The organism is Streptomyces sp. TRM49041, from assembly GCF_008271805.1.
Classification (GTDB): Bacteria; Actinomycetota; Actinomycetes; order Streptomycetales; family Streptomycetaceae; genus Streptomyces.
The window spans coordinates 127,690-148,702 of the sequence record NZ_VSRY01000152.1; the positions used below are offsets into that span (position 1 = coordinate 127,690).

The 21,013-nt window shown below is 71.1% G+C and carries 17 protein-coding genes; 12 read left to right on the forward strand and 5 right to left on the reverse strand.

The window, feature by feature from the left end; translation table 11 throughout:
- Positions 1–173: 173 nt before the first annotated feature.
- On the reverse strand, positions 174–536 hold the full coding sequence (locus FVS66_RS23615) for a DUF1304 domain-containing protein (protein ID WP_149183194.1): 363 nt from the start codon (positions 534–536) through the stop codon (positions 174–176).
- A gap of 71 nt (positions 537–607) precedes the next feature.
- Between FVS66_RS23615 and recO the strand changes: the two genes are divergently transcribed.
- The 4 genes from recO to FVS66_RS23635 are packed head-to-tail and all read left to right on the forward strand — an operon-like array spanning position 608 to position 3,193.
- Positions 608–1,354: a DNA repair protein RecO gene (gene recO / locus FVS66_RS23620; protein ID WP_149183195.1), complete on the forward strand. Its 747-nt coding sequence runs from the start codon at positions 608–610 to the stop codon at positions 1,352–1,354.
- Between the two features lie 40 nt (positions 1,355–1,394).
- The gene (locus FVS66_RS23625; protein WP_149183424.1) at positions 1,395–2,261 is read left to right on the forward strand and encodes an isoprenyl transferase; all 867 of its coding nucleotides are present in this window, start codon (positions 1,395–1,397) and stop codon (positions 2,259–2,261) included.
- Between the two features lie 45 nt (positions 2,262–2,306).
- Positions 2,307–2,849, forward strand: coding sequence for a YcxB family protein (locus FVS66_RS23630; protein WP_149183196.1), 543 nt, complete (start codon positions 2,307–2,309; stop codon positions 2,847–2,849).
- Positions 2,846–3,193 carry a DUF4175 domain-containing protein gene (locus FVS66_RS23635; protein WP_149183197.1) on the forward strand — a complete coding sequence of 116 codons (348 nt, stop codon included), beginning with the start codon at positions 2,846–2,848 and terminating at the stop codon, positions 3,191–3,193. Before FVS66_RS23630 ends, FVS66_RS23635 begins: the two co-directional genes overlap by 4 nt.
- 28 nt (positions 3,194–3,221) lie before the next feature.
- Here FVS66_RS23635 and FVS66_RS23640 read toward each other — a convergent pair whose 3' ends face one another.
- The 4 genes from FVS66_RS23640 to FVS66_RS23655 form a co-directional block, all read right to left on the reverse strand.
- Positions 3,222–3,647 carry a transcriptional repressor gene (locus tag FVS66_RS23640; RefSeq protein ID WP_149183198.1) on the reverse strand — a complete coding sequence of 142 codons (426 nt, stop codon included), beginning with the start codon at positions 3,645–3,647 and terminating at the stop codon, positions 3,222–3,224.
- A 115-nt stretch (positions 3,648–3,762) separates the two neighbouring features.
- The gene (locus FVS66_RS23645; protein WP_149183199.1) at positions 3,763–4,656 is read right to left on the reverse strand and encodes a metal ABC transporter permease; all 894 of its coding nucleotides are present in this window, start codon (positions 4,654–4,656) and stop codon (positions 3,763–3,765) included.
- 2 nt (positions 4,657–4,658) lie between these two features.
- Complete coding sequence (locus FVS66_RS23650) at positions 4,659–5,447, reverse strand: metal ABC transporter ATP-binding protein (protein ID WP_399226141.1); 789 nt, start codon at positions 5,445–5,447, stop codon at positions 4,659–4,661.
- Positions 5,444–6,457, reverse strand: coding sequence for a metal ABC transporter substrate-binding protein (locus FVS66_RS23655; RefSeq protein ID WP_149183200.1), 1,014 nt, complete (start codon positions 6,455–6,457; stop codon positions 5,444–5,446). The genes FVS66_RS23650 and FVS66_RS23655 overlap by 4 nt, the downstream gene beginning before the upstream one ends.
- Positions 6,458–6,712: 255 nt before the next feature.
- Between FVS66_RS23655 and FVS66_RS23660 the strand changes: the two genes are divergently transcribed.
- The 8 genes from FVS66_RS23660 to ppdK all read left to right on the forward strand — a co-directional run bounded on the left by FVS66_RS23660 (position 6,713) and on the right by ppdK (position 20,869).
- Positions 6,713–8,095, forward strand: a complete 1,383-nt coding sequence (locus tag FVS66_RS23660; RefSeq protein WP_149183201.1) for a glycine--tRNA ligase — start codon at positions 6,713–6,715, stop codon at positions 8,093–8,095.
- Positions 8,096–8,323: 228 nt separating this feature from the next.
- Entirely contained in the window at positions 8,324–8,509 is a 186-nt protein-coding gene (locus FVS66_RS23665) for a DUF6243 family protein (protein WP_149183202.1), read from the forward strand.
- Positions 8,510–8,585: 76 nt separating this feature from the next.
- Entirely contained in the window at positions 8,586–9,722 is a 1,137-nt protein-coding gene (gene dusB / locus FVS66_RS23670) for a tRNA dihydrouridine synthase DusB (protein WP_149183203.1), read from the forward strand.
- 109 nt (positions 9,723–9,831) lie between these two features.
- On the forward strand, positions 9,832–11,067 hold the full coding sequence (locus FVS66_RS23675) for a hypothetical protein (protein ID WP_149183204.1): 1,236 nt from the start codon (positions 9,832–9,834) through the stop codon (positions 11,065–11,067).
- Complete coding sequence (locus FVS66_RS23680) at positions 11,067–13,268, forward strand: caspase family protein (RefSeq protein ID WP_149183205.1); 2,202 nt, start codon at positions 11,067–11,069, stop codon at positions 13,266–13,268. The genes FVS66_RS23675 and FVS66_RS23680 overlap by 1 nt, the downstream gene beginning before the upstream one ends.
- A gap of 12 nt (positions 13,269–13,280) precedes the next feature.
- Positions 13,281–14,249, forward strand: a complete 969-nt coding sequence (locus tag FVS66_RS23685) for a MoxR family ATPase (protein ID WP_149183206.1) — start codon at positions 13,281–13,283, stop codon at positions 14,247–14,249.
- Positions 14,249–17,779 carry a tetratricopeptide repeat protein gene (locus tag FVS66_RS23690; RefSeq protein ID WP_262387181.1) on the forward strand — a complete coding sequence of 1,177 codons (3,531 nt, stop codon included), beginning with the start codon at positions 14,249–14,251 and terminating at the stop codon, positions 17,777–17,779. Before FVS66_RS23685 ends, FVS66_RS23690 begins: the two co-directional genes overlap by 1 nt.
- Before the next feature lie 378 nt (positions 17,780–18,157).
- Positions 18,158–20,869: a pyruvate, phosphate dikinase gene (gene ppdK, locus FVS66_RS23695; protein ID WP_149183208.1), complete on the forward strand. Its 2,712-nt coding sequence runs from the start codon at positions 18,158–18,160 to the stop codon at positions 20,867–20,869.
- Positions 20,870–21,013 lie beyond the last annotated feature (144 nt).

The following is a 21,013-nucleotide window of genomic DNA, read 5'->3' on the forward strand; positions in this document are numbered from 1 at the left end:
CAGGTTCCCTTCGAAAGTCAGCACTTCTCGCTCCGCCAGCCTCACAAGTGCAGGGAAGGAGTGGTACCCAGTTCCGTTCTATGACCACATAAGTATGGCTTATGACTTTTCGGGGTCGGTTCCGGGGTGGGGAGCGGGGGTGGGAGCGGCGGCGCGGGCCGGTGCGGGCCCCCTCAACGCGCTGCCAGGACGAAGCCCAGGGTGATCAGCGCGGGCACGGTCTGTACGAAGACGATCTTCCGGCTGGCCGTCGCCGCGCCGTACACGCCCGCCACCGCCACGCAGACCAGGAAGAACACCTTCGCCTGGAAACCCACCGGGTCCGCGGCGACGGCGCCCCACACGAGGCCCGCCGCGAGGAAGCCGTTGTACAGCCCCTGGTTGGCGGCGAGCGCCTTCGTCTGCCGGGCGAACTCCTCCGTCGTGCCGAAGGAGGCGCGCGCCTTCGGGGTCGTCCACAGGAACATCTCCAGGACGAGGATGTAGAAGTGCAGCGCGGCGAGGAGGAGGACCAGGACGGTCGCTGTGGTCGACATCCCGCCAGCATGCCGCAACCGCTTTCCCGGGGCGGCACCGGCACCCCTGTCCCGTACGGGACAATGGGCCCATGAGCCTGTTCCGTGATGACGGCATCGTGCTGCGCACCCAGAAGCTGGGCGAGGCCGACCGCATCATCACCTTCCTCACCCGCGGACACGGGCGCGTGCGTGCCGTCGCGCGCGGGGTGCGGCGGACCAAGTCGAAGTTCGGCGCGCGGCTCGAACCCTTCTCGCACGTGGACGTCCAGTTCTTCGCCCGCGGCGGCGAACTCATCGGCCGCGGGCTGCCGCTGTGCACGCAGAGCGAGACCATCGCCCCGTACGGCAGCGGCATCGTCACCGACTACGACCGCTACACCGCCGGTACCGCCATGCTGGAGACCGCCGAGCGGTTCACCGACCACGAGGGGGAACCCGCCGTGCAGCAGTACCTGCTGCTCGTCGGCGCCCTGCGCACCCTCGCCCGCGGCGAGCACGCCCCCCGTCTCGTCCTGGACGCGTTCCTGTTGCGCTCGCTCGCCGTCAACGGCTACGCCCCGTCCTTCGTGGACTGCGCCCGCTGCGGCATCCACGGGCCGAACCGGTTCTTCTCGGTCGCGGCGGGCGGAGTCGTCTGCGGGGACTGCCGGGTGCCCGGCAGCGTCGTACCCTCGGCGGAGGCCGTCGGTCTGCTCAGCGCGCTGCTGACCGGCGACTGGGAGACGGCGGACGCGTGCGAACCGCGCCACGTCAGGGAGGGGAGCGGACTGGTGTCCGCCTATCTGCACTGGCACCTTGAGCGCGGGCTGCGCTCGCTCCGCTACGTGGAGAAGTAGAGAAGATCCAGAAGGTCTAGGAGAAGTGAGCCGCATGGCCATCGCACGACGCGGAATCCTCGGGCGCTCCAAGCGCGAGTACCAGGCCCCCGAGCCGCACCCGTCCGGCGCGCGCCCGCCGAGGATCCCCGGCGAGCTGGTGCCGAAGCATGTGGCGATCGTCATGGACGGCAACGGCCGCTGGGCCAAGGACCGCGGCCTGCCCCGCACCGAGGGCCACAAGGTCGGCGCCGAGCGTGTCCTCGACGTACTGCAGGGCGCCATCGAGATGGGCGTCGGGAGCGTCTCGCTGTACGCCTTCTCCACCGAGAACTGGCGGCGCTCGCCGGACGAGGTGCGCTTCCTGATGAACTTCAACCGGGACTTCATCCGCAAGACCCGGGACCAGCTCGACGCACTGGGCATCCGGGTGCGCTGGGTGGGCCGGATGCCCAAGCTGTGGAAGTCGGTGGCCCAGGAGCTCCAGATCGCCCAGGAACAGACGAAGGGCAACGACAGGCTCACGCTGTACTTCTGCATGAACTACGGCGGCCGTGCCGAGATCGCGGACGCCGCGCAGGCGCTGGCGGCGGACGTGAAGGCCGGGAAGCTCGACCCCTCGAAGGTCACGGAGAAGACCTTCGCGAAGTATCTGTACTACGCGGACATGCCGGACGTGGACCTGTTCCTGCGGCCGAGCGGCGAGCAGCGCACCTCCAACTACCTGCTCTGGCAGAGCGCGTACGCCGAGATGGTGTTCCAGGACGTGCTGTGGCCCGACTTCGACCGCCGCGACCTGTGGCGGGCCTGCCTGGAGTACGCGCAGCGCGACCGCCGCTTCGGCGGCGCCGTCCCCAACGAGGAGCTCCTCGCGATGGAGGCCGCGATGAAGGGCCGCCCCGAGGACGCGGCCGGCGCGACGGGCTGAGCGACGCCTTACGATCTTGGCCTGTCCGCGTCACAAGGAGGGGCCATGACGGCAGAGGTACGGGGCGACCGTGAGGTGGTGGAGCTGGTCCACCAGCCCACCGCCGAGGACGCGGCGGAGATGCTGCGGGCCCGGATGCGCCGTACCTCGGCGGGCCGCCGGCTGCGGTGGCTGCTGTGGCCGAGCGGGGTGGCCGGCGCGCTCCTCGCGGCGGCGCTGATCGCCGGTCCCGGCACCAGCCATCCCGCTGTGACGGCGGGACTCTGCGGGCTCAGCGGCGCGGCCTTCGGGCTGCTGTTCCTGTCGCCGCGCCTGCAGGCGCGCCAGATCCATCGGCTGGCCGAGCCGCACGGCGAGCACCATGCCGTGGTGGACGACTCCGGGGTGCGCTGGACGACGCAGGCGCAGGAGGTCTCCAGCACATGGCGGGCGCTGCCCCGGTACACGGAGACGCCCCGGCTGTTCGTGCTGTTCTCCGGCGACCGCGCCGGCCTCGGCGTGGCCTGCCTGCCGAAGCGCGCCCTCACCGGGCCCGGAGGCGTCGACCGGCTGCGCGCGATCCTCGACCGGAACACGAGGCGGATATGACGCCGCGCGGCTGCCTCGGCGCCCTGTTCTTCGCCCCCGCGCTGTGGCTGGCGCTGCTCAGCATCGGAGGCACCAATGACCTGGCCATGCTGGGAATGGACTGGAACAACGCACCGGTGGTCGTCGTCATGTGCGGGCTCGCCGTCGCGCTCGGCCTGGCCGGTTACGCGGCGCTGGGGTGGCGTTCCGTCGTCGGGGCCGGCATGGCGCTGCTCCTCGCGGGGGTCGTCGCCACGAGCCTGTACATCGTCGTGCCGATGCTGCACTGCTGGTCGTACGACACCGTCGCGGCGAACGACGACGGGTCGTACTACTGCCTCAACCGCGACATGAGCATCCGCTAGCCGCTCGGCGGTCCGCGCCGCCGCTGCCTCAGCCCTCGGCGGCCGCCGCGGCGGCGCACTCCGCGCAGGTGCCGAAGATCTCCACCGTGTGCGCGACGTTCACGAATCCGTGCTCCGCCGCGACCGCCTCGGCCCACTCCTCGACCGCCGGGCCCTCGACCTCCACGGCCTTGCCGCAGCCCCGGCACACCAGATGGTGATGGTGCTCACCGGTCGAGCAGCGGCGGTAGACCGCCTCGCCCTCGCTGGTGCGGAGCACATCCACCTCGCCCGCGTCAGCGAGCGACTGCAGCGTGCGGTAGACCGTCGTCAGGCCCACCGAGTCGCCGCGGTGCTTGAGCATGTCGTGCAGCTCCTGCGCACTGCGGAACTCGTCCACCTCGTTCAGCGCCGCCGACACGGCGGCGCGCTGCCGGGTCGACCGGCCGCGTACGCCGGATCCTGCAGTCGCCACAGGTGCCTCCTTGCCCTCGGCCCGCTCAGTCGTACGTCCGTACGTCGCTTACGTCGGGCCATTCTGCCAGGCTCCGCCGTGGAGTCCGGCAGCCGTGATTCCGTGCGCGGCCGGTTCAGACCCTGACGTCGTCCGCCGTGCCCTGGGCCGGCCGTGCGCCCCGTTCGTACACCTCCGTCGCCGCCTCGGCGGCCCGGGCGCGCCGCCGTGCCAGTGGCGCGGCCAGCGCGGTGAGCAGGACGAACACGGCGATGGCCAGCAGGACGATCGTCGCGCCGGGCGGCACGTCCTGGTAGTACGTCGTGATCGTGCCGCCCAGGGACACCGCCGTACCGATGAGCACCGCCACCGCGAACGTCGCGCGGAAGCTCCGCGTCAGCTGCTGGGCCGCCGCGACGGGCACCACCATCAGCGCGCTGATCAGGAGCAGCCCGACGACGCGCATGGCGACCGTCACGGTCACCGCCGCGGTCACGGCGACCAGCAGATTGAGGGCCCGCACCGGCAGGCCGGTGACGCGGGCGAACTCCTCGTCCTGGCTGATCGCGAACAGCTGGCGGCGCAGCCCCAGCGAGACGGCCACCACGAAGGCGGCCAGCACGCAGATCGCGGTCACGTCCTCCTCGGAGACCGTCGCCAGCGAGCCGAAGAGGTAGCTGACCAGGTTGGCGTTGGAGCCGGCCGACGAGAGGCTGGTCAGCATGACACCGCCGGCCATGCCCCCGTAGAAGAGCAGGGCGAGCGCGATGTCGCCGCGTGTGCGCCCGTACATGCGGATCAGCTCCATCAGCACGGCGCCCGCGACCGACACGAGCCCGGCCATCCACACCGGGTTCGTGGACATCAGGAAGCCGAGGCCGACACCCGTCATGGCGACATGGCCGATGCCGTCGCCCATCAGGGCCTGTCGCCGCTGCACCAGGTGGATGCCGACGGCGGGCGCGGTGATACCGACCAGAACGGCGGCGATGAGCGCCCGCTGCATGAACGCGGGTTCGAGGAAGTCCATGGTCAGGTCAGCAGTCCCGTGCGGAGCGGCTCGTCGGCCGCGTGCGGATGTACGTGGTCGTGGCCGGGCAGCGCGTGCTGCCCGACCGCCTCCGGGGGCGGCCCGTCGTGGACGACACAGCCGTCGCGCAGGACGACCGCGCGATCGATCAGCGGTTCCAGCGGGCCCAGTTCGTGGAGGACGAGCAGCACGGTCGTGCCGTTCGCGACCTGTTCGCGCAGGGTCGCGGCGAGCACCTCCTGGCTGGCCAGGTCGACGCCCGCCATCGGCTCGTCCATGATCACCAGCTCCGGCTCGGAGGCGAGGGCACGGGCGATCAGCACGCGCTGGTGCTGGCCGCCGGAGAGCGCCCAGACCGATTCCCCGGCCCGGTCGGCGAGCCCGACCAGCTCGATGGCCCGCTCCACGGCGGCCCGGTCGGCCTTGGACGGCCTTCGCAGTTTCGTACGGGACAGCCGGCCGGACGCGACGACCTCGCGGACCGTCGCGGGCACCCCGCTCGCCGCGGTGGTGCGCTGCGGTACGTACCCGACGCGCGCCCAGTCGCGGAAGCGGCGCAGTTCGGTGCCGAACAGGGATATCGCGCCGCCGGTGAGCGGCACCTGTCCGATCACCGAGCGGACCGCGGTCGACTTGCCCGACCCGTTGGCGCCGAGCAGGGCGACGACCTCACCGTGGTCGACGGTGAAGTCGATGCCGCGCAGCACGGGGCGGGAGCCGAGCGTGGCGGTGGCCTCCCGGACGGAGATGACGGGCTCGCTGCTCACCGGGCCTCCAGAGGAATCGATCACTTGGCGCCGAGGGCCTTCTGGAGCGCCGCCAGGTTGGACTCCATGACCTCGAAGTAGTCAGCGCCCTTGGACCGCTCGGTGATTCCCTCCAGCGGGTCCAGGACGTCCGTCCGCAGACCGGTGTCCTTGGCGAGCGTCTTCGCGGTCTTGTCGCTGGCCAGGGTCTCGAAGAAGACGGTGGTGACCTTCTCCTTCCTGGCGGTGTCCTGGAGTTCCTTGATCCGGGCGGGGCTGGGCTCCGACTCGGGGTCGAGCCCGGCGATGCCCTCCTGGTCCAGGCCGTACCGCTCGGCGAGGTAGCCGAACGCGGAGTGGGTGGTGATGAAGGTCTTGGTGGTGGTGTTCTTCAGGCCCTGCTGGAACTTGGTGTTCAGGGCGTCGAGCTTCTTCACCAGCTCGTCGGTGTTCTTCTCGTACGTGGCCGCGTTGTCCGGGTCGGCCTTGGCGAGGGAGTCGCCGACGCCCTTGGCGACCTCGGCGTACTTCACGGGGTCCAGCCAGATGTGCGGGTCGGCGCTGCCCGCCTCCGCCTCGTGCCCGTGCTCGTCGGCGTGGGGCTCCTCGGCGTGGGACTCCTCCGCGTGGGCTTCCTCGCCCTCGTGGCTGTCGTGGCCGTCGACCCCGGTGCCGTGCGTCTCAAGGGTGGTGAGCGTGGCCGCGTCGACCGTGTTCTTGACGCCCGCCTGCTTGATCGCGTCGTCCACGGCGGGCTGGATGCCCTTGAGGTAGAGGATGTAGTCGGCCTCGCCGAGATCGGCGATCTGCCGGGCCTTGAGCTCCAGGTCGTGCGGCTCGACACCGGGCTTGGTGAGCGTGGACACCGAGACCTTTTCGCCGCCGATCTGTTCGGCCAGGAACTGCATCGGGTAGAACGACGCCACAACGTCCAGTTTGCCGTTCTTGTCCTTCTCCGCGCTTTCGGAGGAGCCGCCGCAGGCGGAGAGGGTGACCAGGCCGAGGACCGCGGCGCCGGTGACGGCGGTGGTGGATATGCAGCGTCGTACGTTCATGACACTCATTTTCAACTTTGCTGGAAACCATTGTCAACAAGCGGACCAAGTGGCCTCCACCACCCACCGATTTGATCGAAGGGGTGCGCCCGCCGCTAACCTGAGTCATTCGCCCGCACGTCTCCCGACCACCACCCCTAATCGAGGCGCTTCGCGCCGCCCTCTGTTTCCTGCCCGTCTCCCGACCACCACCCCTAATCGAGGCGCTTCGCGCCACCCCCTGTCCCATTTCGTCGTCGTAATGAAGAGAGCACCGTGGCCGCCGACAAGATCGACACCATCGTCAGCCTGAGCAAGCGCCGTGGCTTCGTCTACCCCTGTAGTGAGATCTACGGCGGCCAGCGCGCCGCCTGGGACTACGGACCGCTCGGCGTCGAGCTGAAGGAGAACATCAAGCGCCAGTGGTGGCGCTACATGGTCACCTCGCGTGAGGACGTCGTCGGCATCGACTCGTCGGTGATCCTGGCCTCCGAGGTCTGGGAGGCCTCCGGCCACGTGGCGACCTTCACCGACCCGCTCACCGAGTGCACCTCCTGCCACAAGCGGTTCCGCGCGGACCACCTGGAGGAGGCGTACGAGGAGAAGCACGGCCGCCTCCCCGAGAACGGCCTCGCCGACCTCAACTGCCCCAACTGCGGCAACAAGGGCACCTTCACCGAGCCCAAGCAGTTCTCCGGCCTGCTCTCCACCCACCTCGGTCCGACGCAGGACTCCGGCTCCGTCGCTTACCTGCGCCCCGAGACCGCCCAGGGCATCTTCACCAACTTCGGCCAGGTGCAGCAGACCTCGCGCAAGAAGCCGCCGTTCGGCATCGCGCAGATGGGCAAGTCCTTCCGGAACGAGATCACTCCGGGCAACTTCATCTTCCGCACCCGTGAGTTCGAGCAGATGGAGATGGAGTTCTTCGTCAAGCCGGGCGAGGACGAGACGTGGCACGAGTACTGGATGGAGCAGCGCTGGAACTGGTACACGGACCTGGGTCTCCGTGAGGAGAACATGCGCTGGTTCGAGCACCCGAAGGAGAAGCTCTCCCACTACTCGAAGCGCACCGCCGACATCGAGTACCGCTTCCGCTTCGGCGGCAGCGAGTGGGGCGAGCTGGAGGGTGTCGCCAACCGCACCGACTACGACCTCTCGGCCCACGCCCAGGCGTCCGGCACCGACCTGTCGTACTTCGACCAGGAGGCCGGCGAGCGCTGGACGCCGTACGTGATCGAGCCGGCCGCCGGTGTCGGCCGCACGATGCTGGCCTTCCTCCTCGACGCGTACGTCGAGGACGAGGCGCCGAACGCCAAGGGCAAGATGGAGAGGCGCACCTCGCTGCGGCTCGACCACCGCCTCGCCCCGGTCAAGGTCGCGGTCCTGCCGCTCTCCCGCAACCCGGAGCTGTCCCCGAAGGCCAAGGGCCTCGCCGCGGACCTCCGCAAGAACTGGAACATCGAGTTCGACGACGCGGGCGCCATCGGCCGCCGCTACCGCCGCCAGGACGAGATCGGCACGCCGTACTGCGTGACGGTCGACTTCGACACCCTGGACGACAACGCGGTGACCGTGCGTGAGCGTGACTCGATGAAGCAGGAGCGCGTCTCCCTGGACCAGATCCAGGGCTACCTGGCGTCCCGTCTGATCGGCTGCTGACACCCGCCGAACGCGCGAAGCCCCCGTTTCCCCGCACGGAACCGGGGGCTTCGCTCTTGCCCGCTCGGGGTGTGCGGAAAATCCGGTGCCCGCGCGGCCCGAGCCCGCTACGGTCGTCGTCATGTCCTCCTTCCTCCCGATCTACGAGTGAGAGTGCGCCGGGCCTCGACGCCCGCAGCGCCCCACGAGACACATTCCGGATGACTTCTCACCCAGAGGGAGACCCCCATGGCCAAGAGCCGCAACAACCTGCTCGGCGTAGGCGGGCAGCGCAAGAAGCTGTCCCGCGACGGACGCCAGGGCTCCGTGCCGCCCCGCGACGGCGCCGGGCGCGCGGCGGACGCCGCGGAGGCCAGGCAGGAGCTGCTGCGCAAGATGCGTGAGCGGAACCGTGCGCCGGAGCAGCGGAGCTGATCCCGTTCACTGACGGAGTGGGCCCGGCCGCCGGCGAGGCGGCCGGGCCCACTCGCCGTACGGGACAATGGGGGGCATGACCGCGTTCAGCCCCCTGTCCATCGGCCCGCACACCGTGCGGCCGCCGGTGGTGCTCGCCCCCATGGCCGGTATCACCAACGCCCCGTTCCGCACCCTCTGCCGTGAGTTCTCCGGCGGCAAGGGGCTCTTCGTGAGCGAGATGATCACCACCCGGGCGCTGGTCGAACGCAACGAGAAGACCATGCAGCTCATCCACTTCGACGCGACCGAGACCCCGCGCTCGATCCAGCTGTACGGAGTGGACCCGGTAACCGTCGGCAAGGCCGTCCGTATGATCGTGGACGAGGACCTCGCCGACCACATCGACCTGAACTTCGGCTGCCCGGTCCCGAAGGTGACCCGCAAGGGCGGCGGCTCGGCTCTCCCGTACAAGCGGCCGCTGCTCCGGGCGATCCTGAACGAGGCGGTCAGCAACGCGGGCGGCCTGCCGGTCACGATGAAGATGCGCAAGGGCATCGACGACGACCACATCACCTACCTCGACGCCGGCCGCATCGCCGTCGACGAGGGCGTCACCGCCATCGCCCTGCACGGCCGCACCGCCGCCCAGCACTACGGCGGCACGGCGGACTGGGACGCCATCGCCCGTTTGAAGGAGCACGTCCCGGAGATCCCCGTGCTCGGCAACGGCGACATCTGGTCGGCGGACGACGCCCTGCGGATGATGCGCGAGACCGGCTGCGACGGCGTGGTCGTCGGCCGCGGCTGCCTCGGCCGCCCGTGGCTCTTCGGCGACCTCGTGGCCGCCTTCGAGGGCACGGGTACGGCGGCGACGCCCACGCTGCGGCAGGTCGCGGACGTGATGGTGCGCCACGCCCAGCTGCTGGGGGAGTGGATCGGCGATGAGTCGCGCGGAGTCATCGACTTCCGCAAACATGTGGCCTGGTACCTGAAGGGCTTCGCGGTCGGCTCCGAGATGCGCAAGCGACTGGCGGTCACCTCGTCCCTGGACGAGCTCCGCGCTCAGCTGAGCGAGCTCGACCTGGACCAGCCCTGGCCCGTCGGCGCGGACGGCCCACGCGGCCGCACGTCCGGCAACAACCGCGTCGTCCTCCCGGACGGCTGGCTCAAAGACCCGTACGACTGCGCGGCGGTCGGCGCGGAGGCCGAGCTGGACACCTCGGGCGGCTGAGCGTCCCCCCGGCGCCCCGTTCTCGCCTCGACTGCCGTGGTGCGAAACCGAGTTGCCCATCCGGCGCCTCGCCTAGGATGTGAGACTCGGGACACAGGTGGGGGACCAGGTGACAAGCGTCGTCTTCGTTCATGGCACGGGTGTGCGCGAGAAGGCCTACCGGGACTCGTGGGAGCGGGTCCGGCGGGGCCTTGCGCGGGTGAGACCGGACGTCCGGCTCATCCCCTGCTTCTGGGGCGAGCCCCTCGGCGCGCGCCTCGGCCTGGAGGGGGCCTCCTTTCCCGTAAGGGATCGGGACCGCGCGGCTCCGGGCGGTGACGCGGACGGGGCCGCGGACGACGGCCTGGCGCTCTGGGCCGCGCTCGACGCCGATCCGCTCGCCGAGATCCGAACGCTCGCCGAGTCGGCCGGTCCGACGGCGGGCGGTGGTTTCTTCCCGGGGCGGGTGGACCCGTGGGACGCCCTGGCAGCTCGGGTACGCGCCCTCTCCGGCGAGGACCTGCCCCAGGAGGGCGCCGACACCACCCGCCGGCTCGTCGAGGACCTCGCCGGGCACCTCACCGCCGCCGCCGGTACGGTCGCGGACGAGCTCTCCCTGCGGCTCTCCGGAACCGCCGGCACGGGCGACGCCGAGGCCCTGGCCGCCCGAGCCGTGCTGGCCCTCGCCGTCCGGCGCGCCGAAGAGGCCACCGACGCCGACGAGCCGCTGCCCTTCGACGGCGCCGACCGCGATCTGCTCGTGGGCGCCCTCACCGACCGGCTCGGCGGCAAGGACCGCGGCGCCCTGCGCTCCGCGGCCTCGTGGGCGGGAGCGCGCACCCTCGACCCGGTCTGGTGGACGGTGTCCGGCGGTGTCGGGCTCGTCGGCCGCCGCCGCACGACGGACGCGGTCGTCCCGGCCGGCGGCGACATCCTGCGGTACCAGGCCCGCGGTGAGGCGCTGCGCGCCAGGATCGCCGAGACCGTGGCGCTCACCCGGGAACAGGACCCGGGCCCCGTCGTCCTGCTCGCCCACAGCCTTGGCGGCATCGCCTGTGTCGACCTCCTTGCGCTGGGGCCGGTGCCAGGTGTCGAGCTGCTGGTGACCGTGGGGTCGCAAGCACCCTTTCTGTACGAGATCGACGCTCTGGCCGGACTGCGGCGCGGCGACGGGCTGCCCGGCCACTTCCCGCGCTGGACCAATCTGTACGACCGCCGCGACCTCCTCGGCTTCGTCGGCGAGCGGGTCTTCCCCGGCCGCGTCACCGACCTCCGGGTCGATCTGCGCCAGCCCTTCCCGCGCTCGCACACCGGATACTTCGCGCACGCCCCCCTGTACGACCGGTTGGCCGCGGAGCTGCCGTGATGTCCGGAGCCACCGACTGGTCCCGCGCCCATGCCGTGGTGGTGGCGATCGAGCAGTACGCGGGCGGCCGCGACTGGGAGCTGTCCGGGCCCGCGAACGACGCGGCGAGGCTGCTGCGCTGGTTCACCGACCGGGGCATGCCGCAGGAACAGATCCGGCTGCTCGCGTCGCCCCTCGAACGCAACGAGGGACTGCTCGCCCCGTTCCCCCGGGTCGACCGCCGCCCCGCCGACCGCGGCACCCTTCGCCGCGTCTTCCAGGACGAGCTGAGCGCTCTCGCCGGCGAATGGCTCTGGATCTACTGGGCGGGGCACGGCGTACAGGCTCAGGGCAACCGCTGGAGCCTCCTCTACCCGGAGTCCCGGACCGGCGACCCGCTGGGGCTCGACGCCGACAACCTGGTGTCGCTGCTGCGGACCGAGCACCTTCCGGTCCGCGACCTGCCACGGGCGACGGTGATCATCGACGCCTGCCGCACCGCCCTGCCGGCCCGGGACCACGCGCACTCCACGCCGCCCGACCTGCTGACCCACTCCCCGGAGACCAACCGCGACCGGCGCATCTTCGTGATGCGCGCCAGCCAGTCCGGTACGGCGGCCAAGAACAGGGACGGGTCGGGACTGTTCACCTCCCGCCTTCTGGACCGGCTGGAGGAGACCACCCGCCACGGGCTCCCCGTAGACCTCGACGACACCTGGTCGTCCCTGCGCGCCGACTTCGCCCGGCTGCACGCGACGGGCGCCGCCCGGCAGATCCCGACGGTCCACGTCGTGAACTGGGAGGAGAACGCGTACGAGTACATACCGCTGTCGCTCCCCGAGGATCCGGCCCAGCGGCGCGCCCGGGCTGAGCTGACCCTCGCCACCAAGGCGGTGCTCGAAGGCGTGGGAGCCTCCGCGCACCGAGTCGCCAAACGTCTGTGCGAGGAACTGGACGCCGTGCCGCCCGCGGCGGAGGGGGACGTTCATGTCGCCGACATGGTCGCCTGGGCGCTGACCAGCCCGCACGGCGTCCCCACACTGATCCATCTGCTCACCCTGGAGCGCGGCGAGATGATGGACCGGGACGAGATGCGGCGCGCCTCCCTGTCGCTCGCGCCCGACCGGTGGCTGCTGTGCAGCGAGTACCACGAGCTGCTCCGCCTCCTGACCGACGAATCCCCCACCGTCCACCAGCGGTTCGCCGAGGCGGCCCGGCAGGCCGTGCCCGGGATCGATCTTCCGGACGCCACCCCGGCCGTCGTCGTCGACGAACTGGAAGCCCGCCTGCTCGACCCCGGCCGACTCCCGCAGCTCCTGCGCGCCGTCGAACACACCGCGGCCGCTCTGCCCGGCCGGATCGCACCCGCCCTGCGGTCCTGGTCCCTGCGGTGCGCCGAGCGCATCGACATGAAGGCCGTACTGCTGGACCGGCGTGCGGAGGCCGAGGAACAGGCCGAGCGGGCGCCGGCCGGCGCCACCGACTCCGTACAGATCAGCGTCTCCTCCGGGTCCGGACCCGACGCGAAGCGCACCTACCAGGTCTGGACGCGGGGCAGGCACGGCACCGAACTGCTCGCTGTCGAGGACAGTCCCAGGGAACTCCCGGCCGTCATAAGGGAGGTGGACACCCTCCTGTCCCGGCACGCCACCGCCCGGCAGACCCTGGTCGAGTTCTTCCTCGCCCCGACGGACCTCGAACTGCAGGTCCACCGCTGGGAGATCGGCGCCGCGGGGCCGGTCGAGCGCTCGATCGGCACCGACTTCCCCGTGGTCGTACGCTGCGCCGAGCACCGGTCGTTCAACGAGCCCCTGTGGCGTGAGCGCTGGTCGAGGGTGGCGTCGGCGGGCACCGCCGATCTGCACTGGCTCCCCGGCCACCTGCGGAACACGCGACAGGTGTACGGAGAGTTGCAGGCGCGCGAGGAGGCACCCGGTGTGGTCGTCACGGCGCCCCCCGAAGCCAGGGCCGAGGTGTTCACCGCCTGCCTGTTCGGCGGCGTTCCGGTGATGCTCTGGAACGGCGGGGCCGAACAGCCGGTCGGCAGGGAACAGCTGGAAACCCTTGTGGCCGACCGCCTGTTGGAGGAACTGCCCGGGGAATTGCGTAGGCTGCGCTCGGCGTGCGATGCCGACGACGACCATCCGGGACGGCACCTCGCCCTGCTCTGGGACAACCCGGAACGGCCGCTGCCGCCGCGACTCGACCTGTCTGCACCTTGAGGGGAAACGAAAATGAACCAGGACTGGCGGCTCTTCCGCGGCGGCGCCGAACCGCACGAGGTCGAGGAGTGGCCCGCCGCACCACCGTGGCGGACCTTCGGCGCCGGCTCCGGCCGGAACGGCACCGAACGGGGCCGGGTGCGCCACGTCATCTCCGACGAGGACCGGGACACCGTCAACGCCGCCCTCCACCTCCACCGGCCCCTGCTCGTCACCGGCAAGCCCGGCACCGGCAAGTCCACACTCGCACGCGCCATCGCCCGGGAACTCGTCCTCGGCGAGGTGCTCCACTGGCCGGTCAACAGCCGCTCCACCCTTGCCGACGGCCTCTACCGCTACGACGCGGTGGGCAGGCTCCGCGACGCGTCCCTGAACAGCCGCGGCACCGACGAACCCGCGCCGGAACCCGGCATCGGCGACTACCTCCGGCTCGGCCCCCTCGGCACGGCCATGCTGCCGCGTCCCAAACCCCGGGTCCTGCTGATCGACGAACTCGACAAGGGCGACGTCGATCTGCCCAACGACCTGCTCACGGTCTTCGAGGAGGGCACCTACGAGATCCCGGAACTCGCCCGGCTCAAGGAGTCCCGCGTCCAGGTCCGCGTCGACGGCGCCGGGGACGAACGAGTGACCGTCGAGGACGGCCGCGTCACCTGCCAGGTGTTTCCCGTCGTCGTGATCACCAGCAACGGCGAGCGCGACTTCCCCCCGGCCTTCCTGCGCCGCTGTGTCCGCCTCGACCTCAAGCAGCCGGACGAGCGGCAGCTCAGGGAGATCGTCCGCATGCACCTCGGCGAACGCGTCGGCGCCCTGGCCGACGAACTGATCGAGGACTTCATCCAGCTGCGCGACTCCCAGGCCCACGACCTCGCCACCGACCAACTCCTGAACGCGGTCCACCTGCGGGCGTCCGGCATCTCCATGGACTTCCCGAGTCTGCGTGAGACCGTGCTGCGCTCACTGGACGAATCGGACGCGTGATGATCCAGCGGCTGTGCGGTCTGCTCGAGGACGCCGGAGTCGACCTCTCCACCGAGGAACTCCTCGACGTCCTCTGGCTCGCGGTCACCACCCGGCCTGACGGACGCGAGCCCGGCCGGGCCGCCGCCACGCCCGCGGCGACAACCGCCATGGACGAGCCGCCGGAGGAGACCGGCACGGACGGCGCCGCCGCCAAGACGGGCGCCCGGCACGGCGGTGCCACGGACGAGCCACGCCCACGGCGGGGAACAGACGAGTCCCGTGCTCTGTACGCCCCGGGCCGAACCGGCACCGGCGGCCGGGAGCACGCACGCGCCGTCGGGGTCCGAGGGGTACGCGCCATCCCCGCCGCGCGGCGACTGCACCGCTCCCTGCGCGTCCTCCGGCAGCCCGTCCCGTCCCGCACCTCGTATGTGCTCGACGAGACCGCCACCGCCGACTGGGTCGCCGACACCGCCCTGCCGGACGTCATCCTGCGTCCGGAGACCGAACGCTGGCTCGACGCCGTCCTCGTCGTCGACGACGGACCGTCGATGGTCCTCTGGCAGCAGTACGCGGCCGAGACCCGGACCCTGCTGGAGCGCCACGGCATCTTCCAGCGAGTCCGGACCTACGGACTGGACAGCGGTCACCCGGACCGGGCGGTGGTCAGGGCCCGCCCCTTCCGGCCCTCGTCGGCGCGCCGGCCCGCCCGCCGCCTGGGGGACCAGGTCCGGCCGACGGTGGTCCTGGTGCTGTCCGACGGGGTCGGCCCAGGCTGGCGCAGCGGCGCTGTCCACGCTCTGCTGCGCCGTTGGGCCGCGCACTCCCCGGTCGCGATCGTCCAGCCCCTGCCGGAACGGCTGTGGCCGTCCCCCGGCATGCCGGCCGAGCATCTGCTCGTCACCGCGGACCGGCCCGCCGCCCCCGGCCGGGCCCTGAAGGTGCGCCACCCCGTCCTGCCGCGCGAGCTCCTCTCGTACGAAGGGACCGCGATCCCCGTACTCGAACTGGAGGAGGGGCGCCTGGCGTCCTGGGCCCGGCTGATCCTCGACGGTGCGGCGAACGGACCGCTGCCCGTGGTGCTGCTGCCCGACTCCGGGCAGCCGGACGGTGTGGGCCCGCCTGTGGAGGCGGAGCGCGGCACCTGCGACCTCTCCGCCGACGACCACTTCCACCGGTTCCGCCAGTCGGCCTCGCCCGAGGGCCGGCAACTGGCCGGCGCTCTCGCCTCGGTACGGCCGCTGACCCTGCCCGTGATGCGGCTGGTCCACCAGGCGCACCAGCCGGGATCCGGACGGTTCCACCCGGCGCAGCTCGCGGAGGTGTTCCTCGGCGGACTCCTGCGCCGGGCGGAGGGGCGGGAGCGGCGCGGGCCCGACACCGCCGAGTACGAGTTCCTGCCCGGCGTCGCCGAGCTGCTCCTGGACACCGTGCGGACTTCGCACGCCCTGGACACCGCCGCCCGGGTCAGCGAGTTCCTGCTGACCCGCCGCGGGACCGGGCCCGAGTTCCGGGCCCGGCTCTCCGGCGGGGAGGGCGAGTCGACGGTCGGCTCCGAGGCGGGTCCGTTCGCCGCGGCCTCGCCCCAGCTGCTGCGGAGGCTGGGGCTGTCCCAGGAGCGGCCGAGGACCGGGACGCATCCGGAGCCCGACCCTATGGAGGCGTCCGACGTCGATGACGAGCATCTCGAAGACGGGGACCTCGATGTCTCGCTCGCGCACGTCTGGTCCCGGATGGCGGACTTCGTGCGCCGGCTGGCGGGCGACCCCGACAGCCCTGCCGTGGTGACCCAGGCGTGCGGACCGCTGATGCGATGGGTCGACCGGCCCGATCCCGGCAGGCAGCCGATCTACGACCTCGACGGCCTGGCTTCGGCGCTGACCGATGCCCGGCAGCATGCCGACGCGGCGGAATTCATCGCCCTGCTGCGCGAGGGCCTGGAGCCCTTCACCCAGGACGAACGGCTGGCGGCCCGCAGCGCACGCGGCCATCTGGCCATCGCACTGAGCACACTCGGGGAGACGGCGGAGGCGGTCGCCCATCTCCTGGCGATCATCGACGTCTCGGGCCGGGTGCACGGCCCCGAGCACGCCTACACCCTGAACGCCCGCAGACACCTCCACGATATGTACTGGCGCGCCGACCGGCTGGAGGACGGCGAGGCGGAGGGCCGTGTCCTGATCGGGACGCTGCGGCGGCTCCCGCCCTCCGACGACCTGCCCGACCTCTCGGACATCCAGCTCGTCCAGGGGTTCATCCTCATGGATCTCGGCCGCTTCCAGGAGGCACAGGCGGCGTTCGGCGCGGCCCACTCCGACAGCAGCGCCCGGCTGGGAGCCGCGGCCGACAGGGACAGGTCCTGGGAGGCACGGGGATGGCTGGCGAGTGCGCTGGTGCGCCAGGAGCGTCTCGAAGAGGCCGAGGCGGAGGCCCGGGACGTGCTTGCCCAGCTGGAGCGGACAGAGGGCGGGGCCCGGCCGGGGCTGGGCAAGCTGACGACGCTGGATGTACTCGCCGACGTGCTGGAAAGGAGCGGTCGCACCGACGAGCTCGTACAGGCCCGCAGAGCGGTGGTGGAAGCGTCCGAGTACGTCTACGGCCCTGACACGCGCCGCACCGTCGCGGCCCGTCGCAACTGGATCGCATCACTGCGCGACGCTGGAGAACGGAAGACGGCGCGGCGGGAGGCGGAGGCCCTGGCACAACTGGCCCGGAGCTCACTCGGTGAAAGGCACATCGAAACAGTCAAGGCCCAGGAGGAGTTCGTCCGCGCGTTGGCCGACGAGGGGGAGTACGAGGAGGCCGAGGCACGGCAACGGGCGGTGCTGGACCAGGTGAGGCGTGACCTCGGGGCCGAACACCCCGCCACGCTCTCCGTCCGTCACAACCTCGGCTGGCTCCTTCACGGCGCGGGACGGCCGGCCGAGGCGGAGGCCATTCTCGCCGAGGTGTTGCGGGACAGGACCCGCTTCCTCGGGGAGGAGCACGGTTCCACGCGGGTGACGTGGTGGTGCCGCGCGCTGGCGCTCGATGCCCTCGGCCGACGGGAGGAGGCCGAGTCGGCTCTGCGGGCCCTGCTCGACGTCGAGATCCGCACGCTGCGACCGCACAGCCTCTCCCTCGCACAGACCCGTCGGGCCCTGGGCGACGTGCTGCGGGACGCCGGGCGCCTGCAGGAGGCGGAGGAGCAGTACCGGCTTGTGCACGCGGCCAGGTGCGAGACGCTGGGGCGGGAGGCGCCGCCCACGCTCACCACCGCCCACACCATCGGGGCGCTGCTCAACGAGGCGGGCCGGTACGAGGAGGCGGCCGCTCTCCTTGAAGAGGTGGCCGCATCACGTGAGCGGGTTCTCGGCGGGAACTCCGCGCACACGCTGCGGTCCCGCGTCCGGCTGGGCGTCGCGCTGGACGGGCTCGGACGCCGTGCGGAGGCGGTGGATCTGTGGAGGGCGGTGCTCGCCGATGCCGTGCGGGAGCTGGGCGAGGACCATGAACGCGTGGTGGAGACCCGCAGGCTGCTGGGGGCGGCGGGGGCCGCCGAGACGTAGTCCGGATCGTGGGATCCAGGCGGGGGCGGGGCGTGATTCTCGCCACCTCTGATCGGGGGTGCGCTCAGATGAGCATGTTAAGTGCGGGTGCACTTCTCAAAGGATGGCACTGAGTGCCATCCTTTTTGTGTTTAAGTCTTGAAGGCAAGTGTGCGAGGTGTCCGCTCATCTGAGCGGTCCTTGGGGGCTTCTTGACCATGTCGATTCAAGGGGTGAACTTTCCGCCGTCCAGGCGGAAACCGTTGCGTAACTTTCGATCTGCTGGCGGACGGGTGGTTAAGGCCGCATGACGGGTAGGCGTACCTCCCAAGAAGCCTTCGATCTGGGTATGTTCCTCGCCGTCAGGGCAGCCACGTCGTCCTCGAGGAGTCGAGACCCGTGTCGGAAAACAAAGATCAGAAGTTCGTGTACGACTTCATCGAGGGCAACAAGGACCTCAAGGATCTCCTCGGTGGTAAGGGTGCCAACCTTGCCGAGATGACGAACCTTGGTCTCCCGGTGCCTCCCGGCTTCACGATCACCACCGAAGCGTGCAAGGTCTACCTGGAGAGCGGCGACGAGCCCGTCGAGCTCCGGGACGAGGTGAGTGCGCACCTCGACGCCCTCGAGCAGAAGATGGGCAAGAAGCTCGGCCAGGCCGACAACCCGCTTCTCGTCTCCGTCCGCTCGGGTGCCAAGTTCTCCATGCCGGGCATGATGGACACCGTCCTCAACATCGGTCTCTCCGACAAGTCCGTCGAGGGCCTCGCGAAGCAGGCCGGCGACGAGCGGTTCGCCTGGGACTCCTACCGGCGCCTCATCCAGATGTTCGGCAAGACCGTCCTCGGCGTCGACGGCGAGCTGTTCGAGGAGGCGCTCGACGAGGCGAAGAGCGCCAAGAAGGTCACGATCGACACCGACCTGGAGGCCGCCGACCTCAAGAAGCTCGTCAAGCTCTTCAAGAAGATCGTCAAGGCCGAGGCCGGGCGCGACTTCCCGCAGGACCCGCGCGAGCAGATGGACCTGGCCATAAAGGCAGTCTTCGACTCCTGGAACGGCGACCGCGCCAAGCTGTACCGCCGCCAGGAGCGCATCCCGCACGACCTCGGCACCGCCGTCAACGTCTGCTCGATGGTCTTCGGCAACCTCGGCCCGGACTCCGGCACCGGTGTCGCCTTCACCCGTGACCCCGCCTCCGGCCACCAGGGCGTCTACGGCGACTACCTGCAGAACGCCCAGGGTGAGGACGTCGTCGCCGGTATCCGCAACACCGTGCCGCTCGCCGACCTGGAGTCGATCGACAAGAAGTCGTACGACCAGCTCATGGGCATCATGGAGACGCTGGAGAACCACTACAAGGACCTGTGCGACATCGAGTTCACGATCGAGCGCGGCCAGCTGTGGATGCTTCAGACCCGGGTCGGCAAGCGGACGGCGGGGGCCGCGTTCCGGATCGCCACCCAGCTGGTCGACCAGGGGCTCATCGACGAGGCCGAGGCGCTGCAGCGCGTCAACGGCGCCCAGCTCGCCCAGCTGATGTTCCCGCGCTTCGACGACGCCGCGAAGGTCGAGCAGGTCGGCCGCGGCATCGCCGCCTCGCCGGGCGCCGCCGTCGGCAAGGCCGTCTTCGACTCGTACACCGCCGTCAAGTGGTCCCGCTCGGGTGAGAAGGTCATCCTGATCCGCCGCGAGACCAACCCGGACGATCTGGACGGCATGATCGCCGCCGAGGGCATCCTCACCTCGCGCGGAGGCAAGACCTCGCACGCCGCCGTCGTCGCCCGCGGCATGGGCAAGACCTGTGTCTGCGGCGCCGAGGAGCTGGAGGTCGACACCAAGCGCCGTCGTATGACCGTGCCCGGCGGCCAGGTCGTCGAGGAGGGCGACGTCGTCTCCATCGACGGCTCCACCGGCAAGGTGTACCTGGGCGAGGTGCCCGTCGTACCGTCCCCGGTCGTCGAGTACTTCGAGGGCCGGATGCACGCGGGCGCCGACGACGCCGACGAGCTCGTCCAGGCCGTCCACCGGATCATGGCGTACGCGGACCGCGTCCGCCGGCTGCGGGTGCGCGCCAACGCCGACAACGCCGAGGACGCCCTGCGCGCCCGCCGCTTCGGTGCCCAGGGCATCGGCCTGTGCCGCACCGAGCACATGTTCCTCGGCGACCGCCGCCAGTACGTCGAGCGGCTCATCCTGGCGGACACGGACTCCGAGCGCGAGGGGGCCCTTGAGCAGCTGCTGCCGCTCCAGAAGAACGACTTCGTGGAGCTGTTCGAGGCGATGGACGGGCTGCCGGTGACGGTGCGCCTCCTGGACCCGCCGCTGCACGAGTTCCTGCCCGACATCACCGAGCTGTCGGTCCGTGTCGCCCTCGCCGAGTCCCGCAAGGAGCCGCACGAGAACGAGCTGCGTCTCCTCCAGGCCGTCCACCGGCTGCACGAGCAGAACCCGATGCTGGGTCTGCGCGGTGTCCGGCTCGGCCTGGTCATCCCCGGTCTGTTCACCATGCAGGTGCGGGCCATCGCGGAGGCGGCCGCCCAGCGCATCGAGGCCAAGGGAGACCCGCGCGCCGAGATCATGATCCCGCTCGTCGGCACCGTGCAGGAGCTGGAGCTGGTCCGCGACGAGGCCGAGCAGGTCATCGCCGAGGTCCAGCAGCGGACCGGCGTCGAGCTGAAGCTCGCCCTGGGCACCATGATCGAGCTGCCGCGCGCCGCGGTGACCGCCGGGCAGATCGCCGAGGCCGCCGAGTTCTTCTCCTTCGGCACGAACGACCTCACGCAGACGGTGTGGGGCTTCTCCCGGGACGACGTGGAGGCCAGCTTCTTCACCGCGTACCTGGAGAAGGGCATCTTCGGGGTGTCGCCGTTCGAGACGATCGACAAGGACGGCGTCGGCTCTCTCGTCCGGAGCGCCGTGGAGGCCGGCCGGGCCACCCGCCCGGACATCAAGCTCGGCGTCTGCGGTGAGCACGGCGGTGACCCGGAGTCGGTGCACTTCTTCCACGAGGTGGGCCTGGACTACGTCTCCTGCTCGCCGTTCCGGATCCCGGTGGCCCGCCTGGAGGCCGGTCGCGCCGCCGCCCAGGCATCCGGCAGCGACAGCCGCTGACACCCGGTCCCGCCGCGGCACCGCGGCGGGACCCCACGGCACCGGAGCCGTCGCCTGTCACCCGACCCTCACCGATCGGCGGCGGCTCCGGGACGCAAGAGACGGGGCGGACACCTTGTGCGGAGGTGTCCGCCCCGTGCTGTT

Coding starts and splice junctions, on each gene's coding strand:
- FVS66_RS23615 (WP_149183194.1), bottom strand. CDS start 536: ATGTCGACCACAGCGACCGTCCTGGTCCTCCTCCTCGCCGCGCTGCAC.
- recO (WP_149183195.1), top strand. CDS start 608: ATGAGCCTGTTCCGTGATGACGGCATCGTGCTGCGCACCCAGAAGCTG.
- FVS66_RS23630 (WP_149183196.1), top strand. CDS start 2,307: ATGACGGCAGAGGTACGGGGCGACCGTGAGGTGGTGGAGCTGGTCCAC.
- FVS66_RS23635 (WP_149183197.1), top strand. CDS start 2,846: ATGACGCCGCGCGGCTGCCTCGGCGCCCTGTTCTTCGCCCCCGCGCTG.
- FVS66_RS23645 (WP_149183199.1), bottom strand. CDS start 4,656: ATGGACTTCCTCGAACCCGCGTTCATGCAGCGGGCGCTCATCGCCGCC.
- FVS66_RS23655 (WP_149183200.1), bottom strand. CDS start 6,457: ATGAACGTACGACGCTGCATATCCACCACCGCCGTCACCGGCGCCGCG.
- FVS66_RS23665 (WP_149183202.1), top strand. CDS start 8,324: ATGGCCAAGAGCCGCAACAACCTGCTCGGCGTAGGCGGGCAGCGCAAG.
- dusB (WP_149183203.1), top strand. CDS start 8,586: ATGACCGCGTTCAGCCCCCTGTCCATCGGCCCGCACACCGTGCGGCCG.
- FVS66_RS23680 (WP_149183205.1), top strand. CDS start 11,067: ATGTCCGGAGCCACCGACTGGTCCCGCGCCCATGCCGTGGTGGTGGCG.
- FVS66_RS23685 (WP_149183206.1), top strand. CDS start 13,281: ATGAACCAGGACTGGCGGCTCTTCCGCGGCGGCGCCGAACCGCACGAG.
- FVS66_RS23690 (WP_262387181.1), top strand. CDS start 14,249: ATGATCCAGCGGCTGTGCGGTCTGCTCGAGGACGCCGGAGTCGACCTC.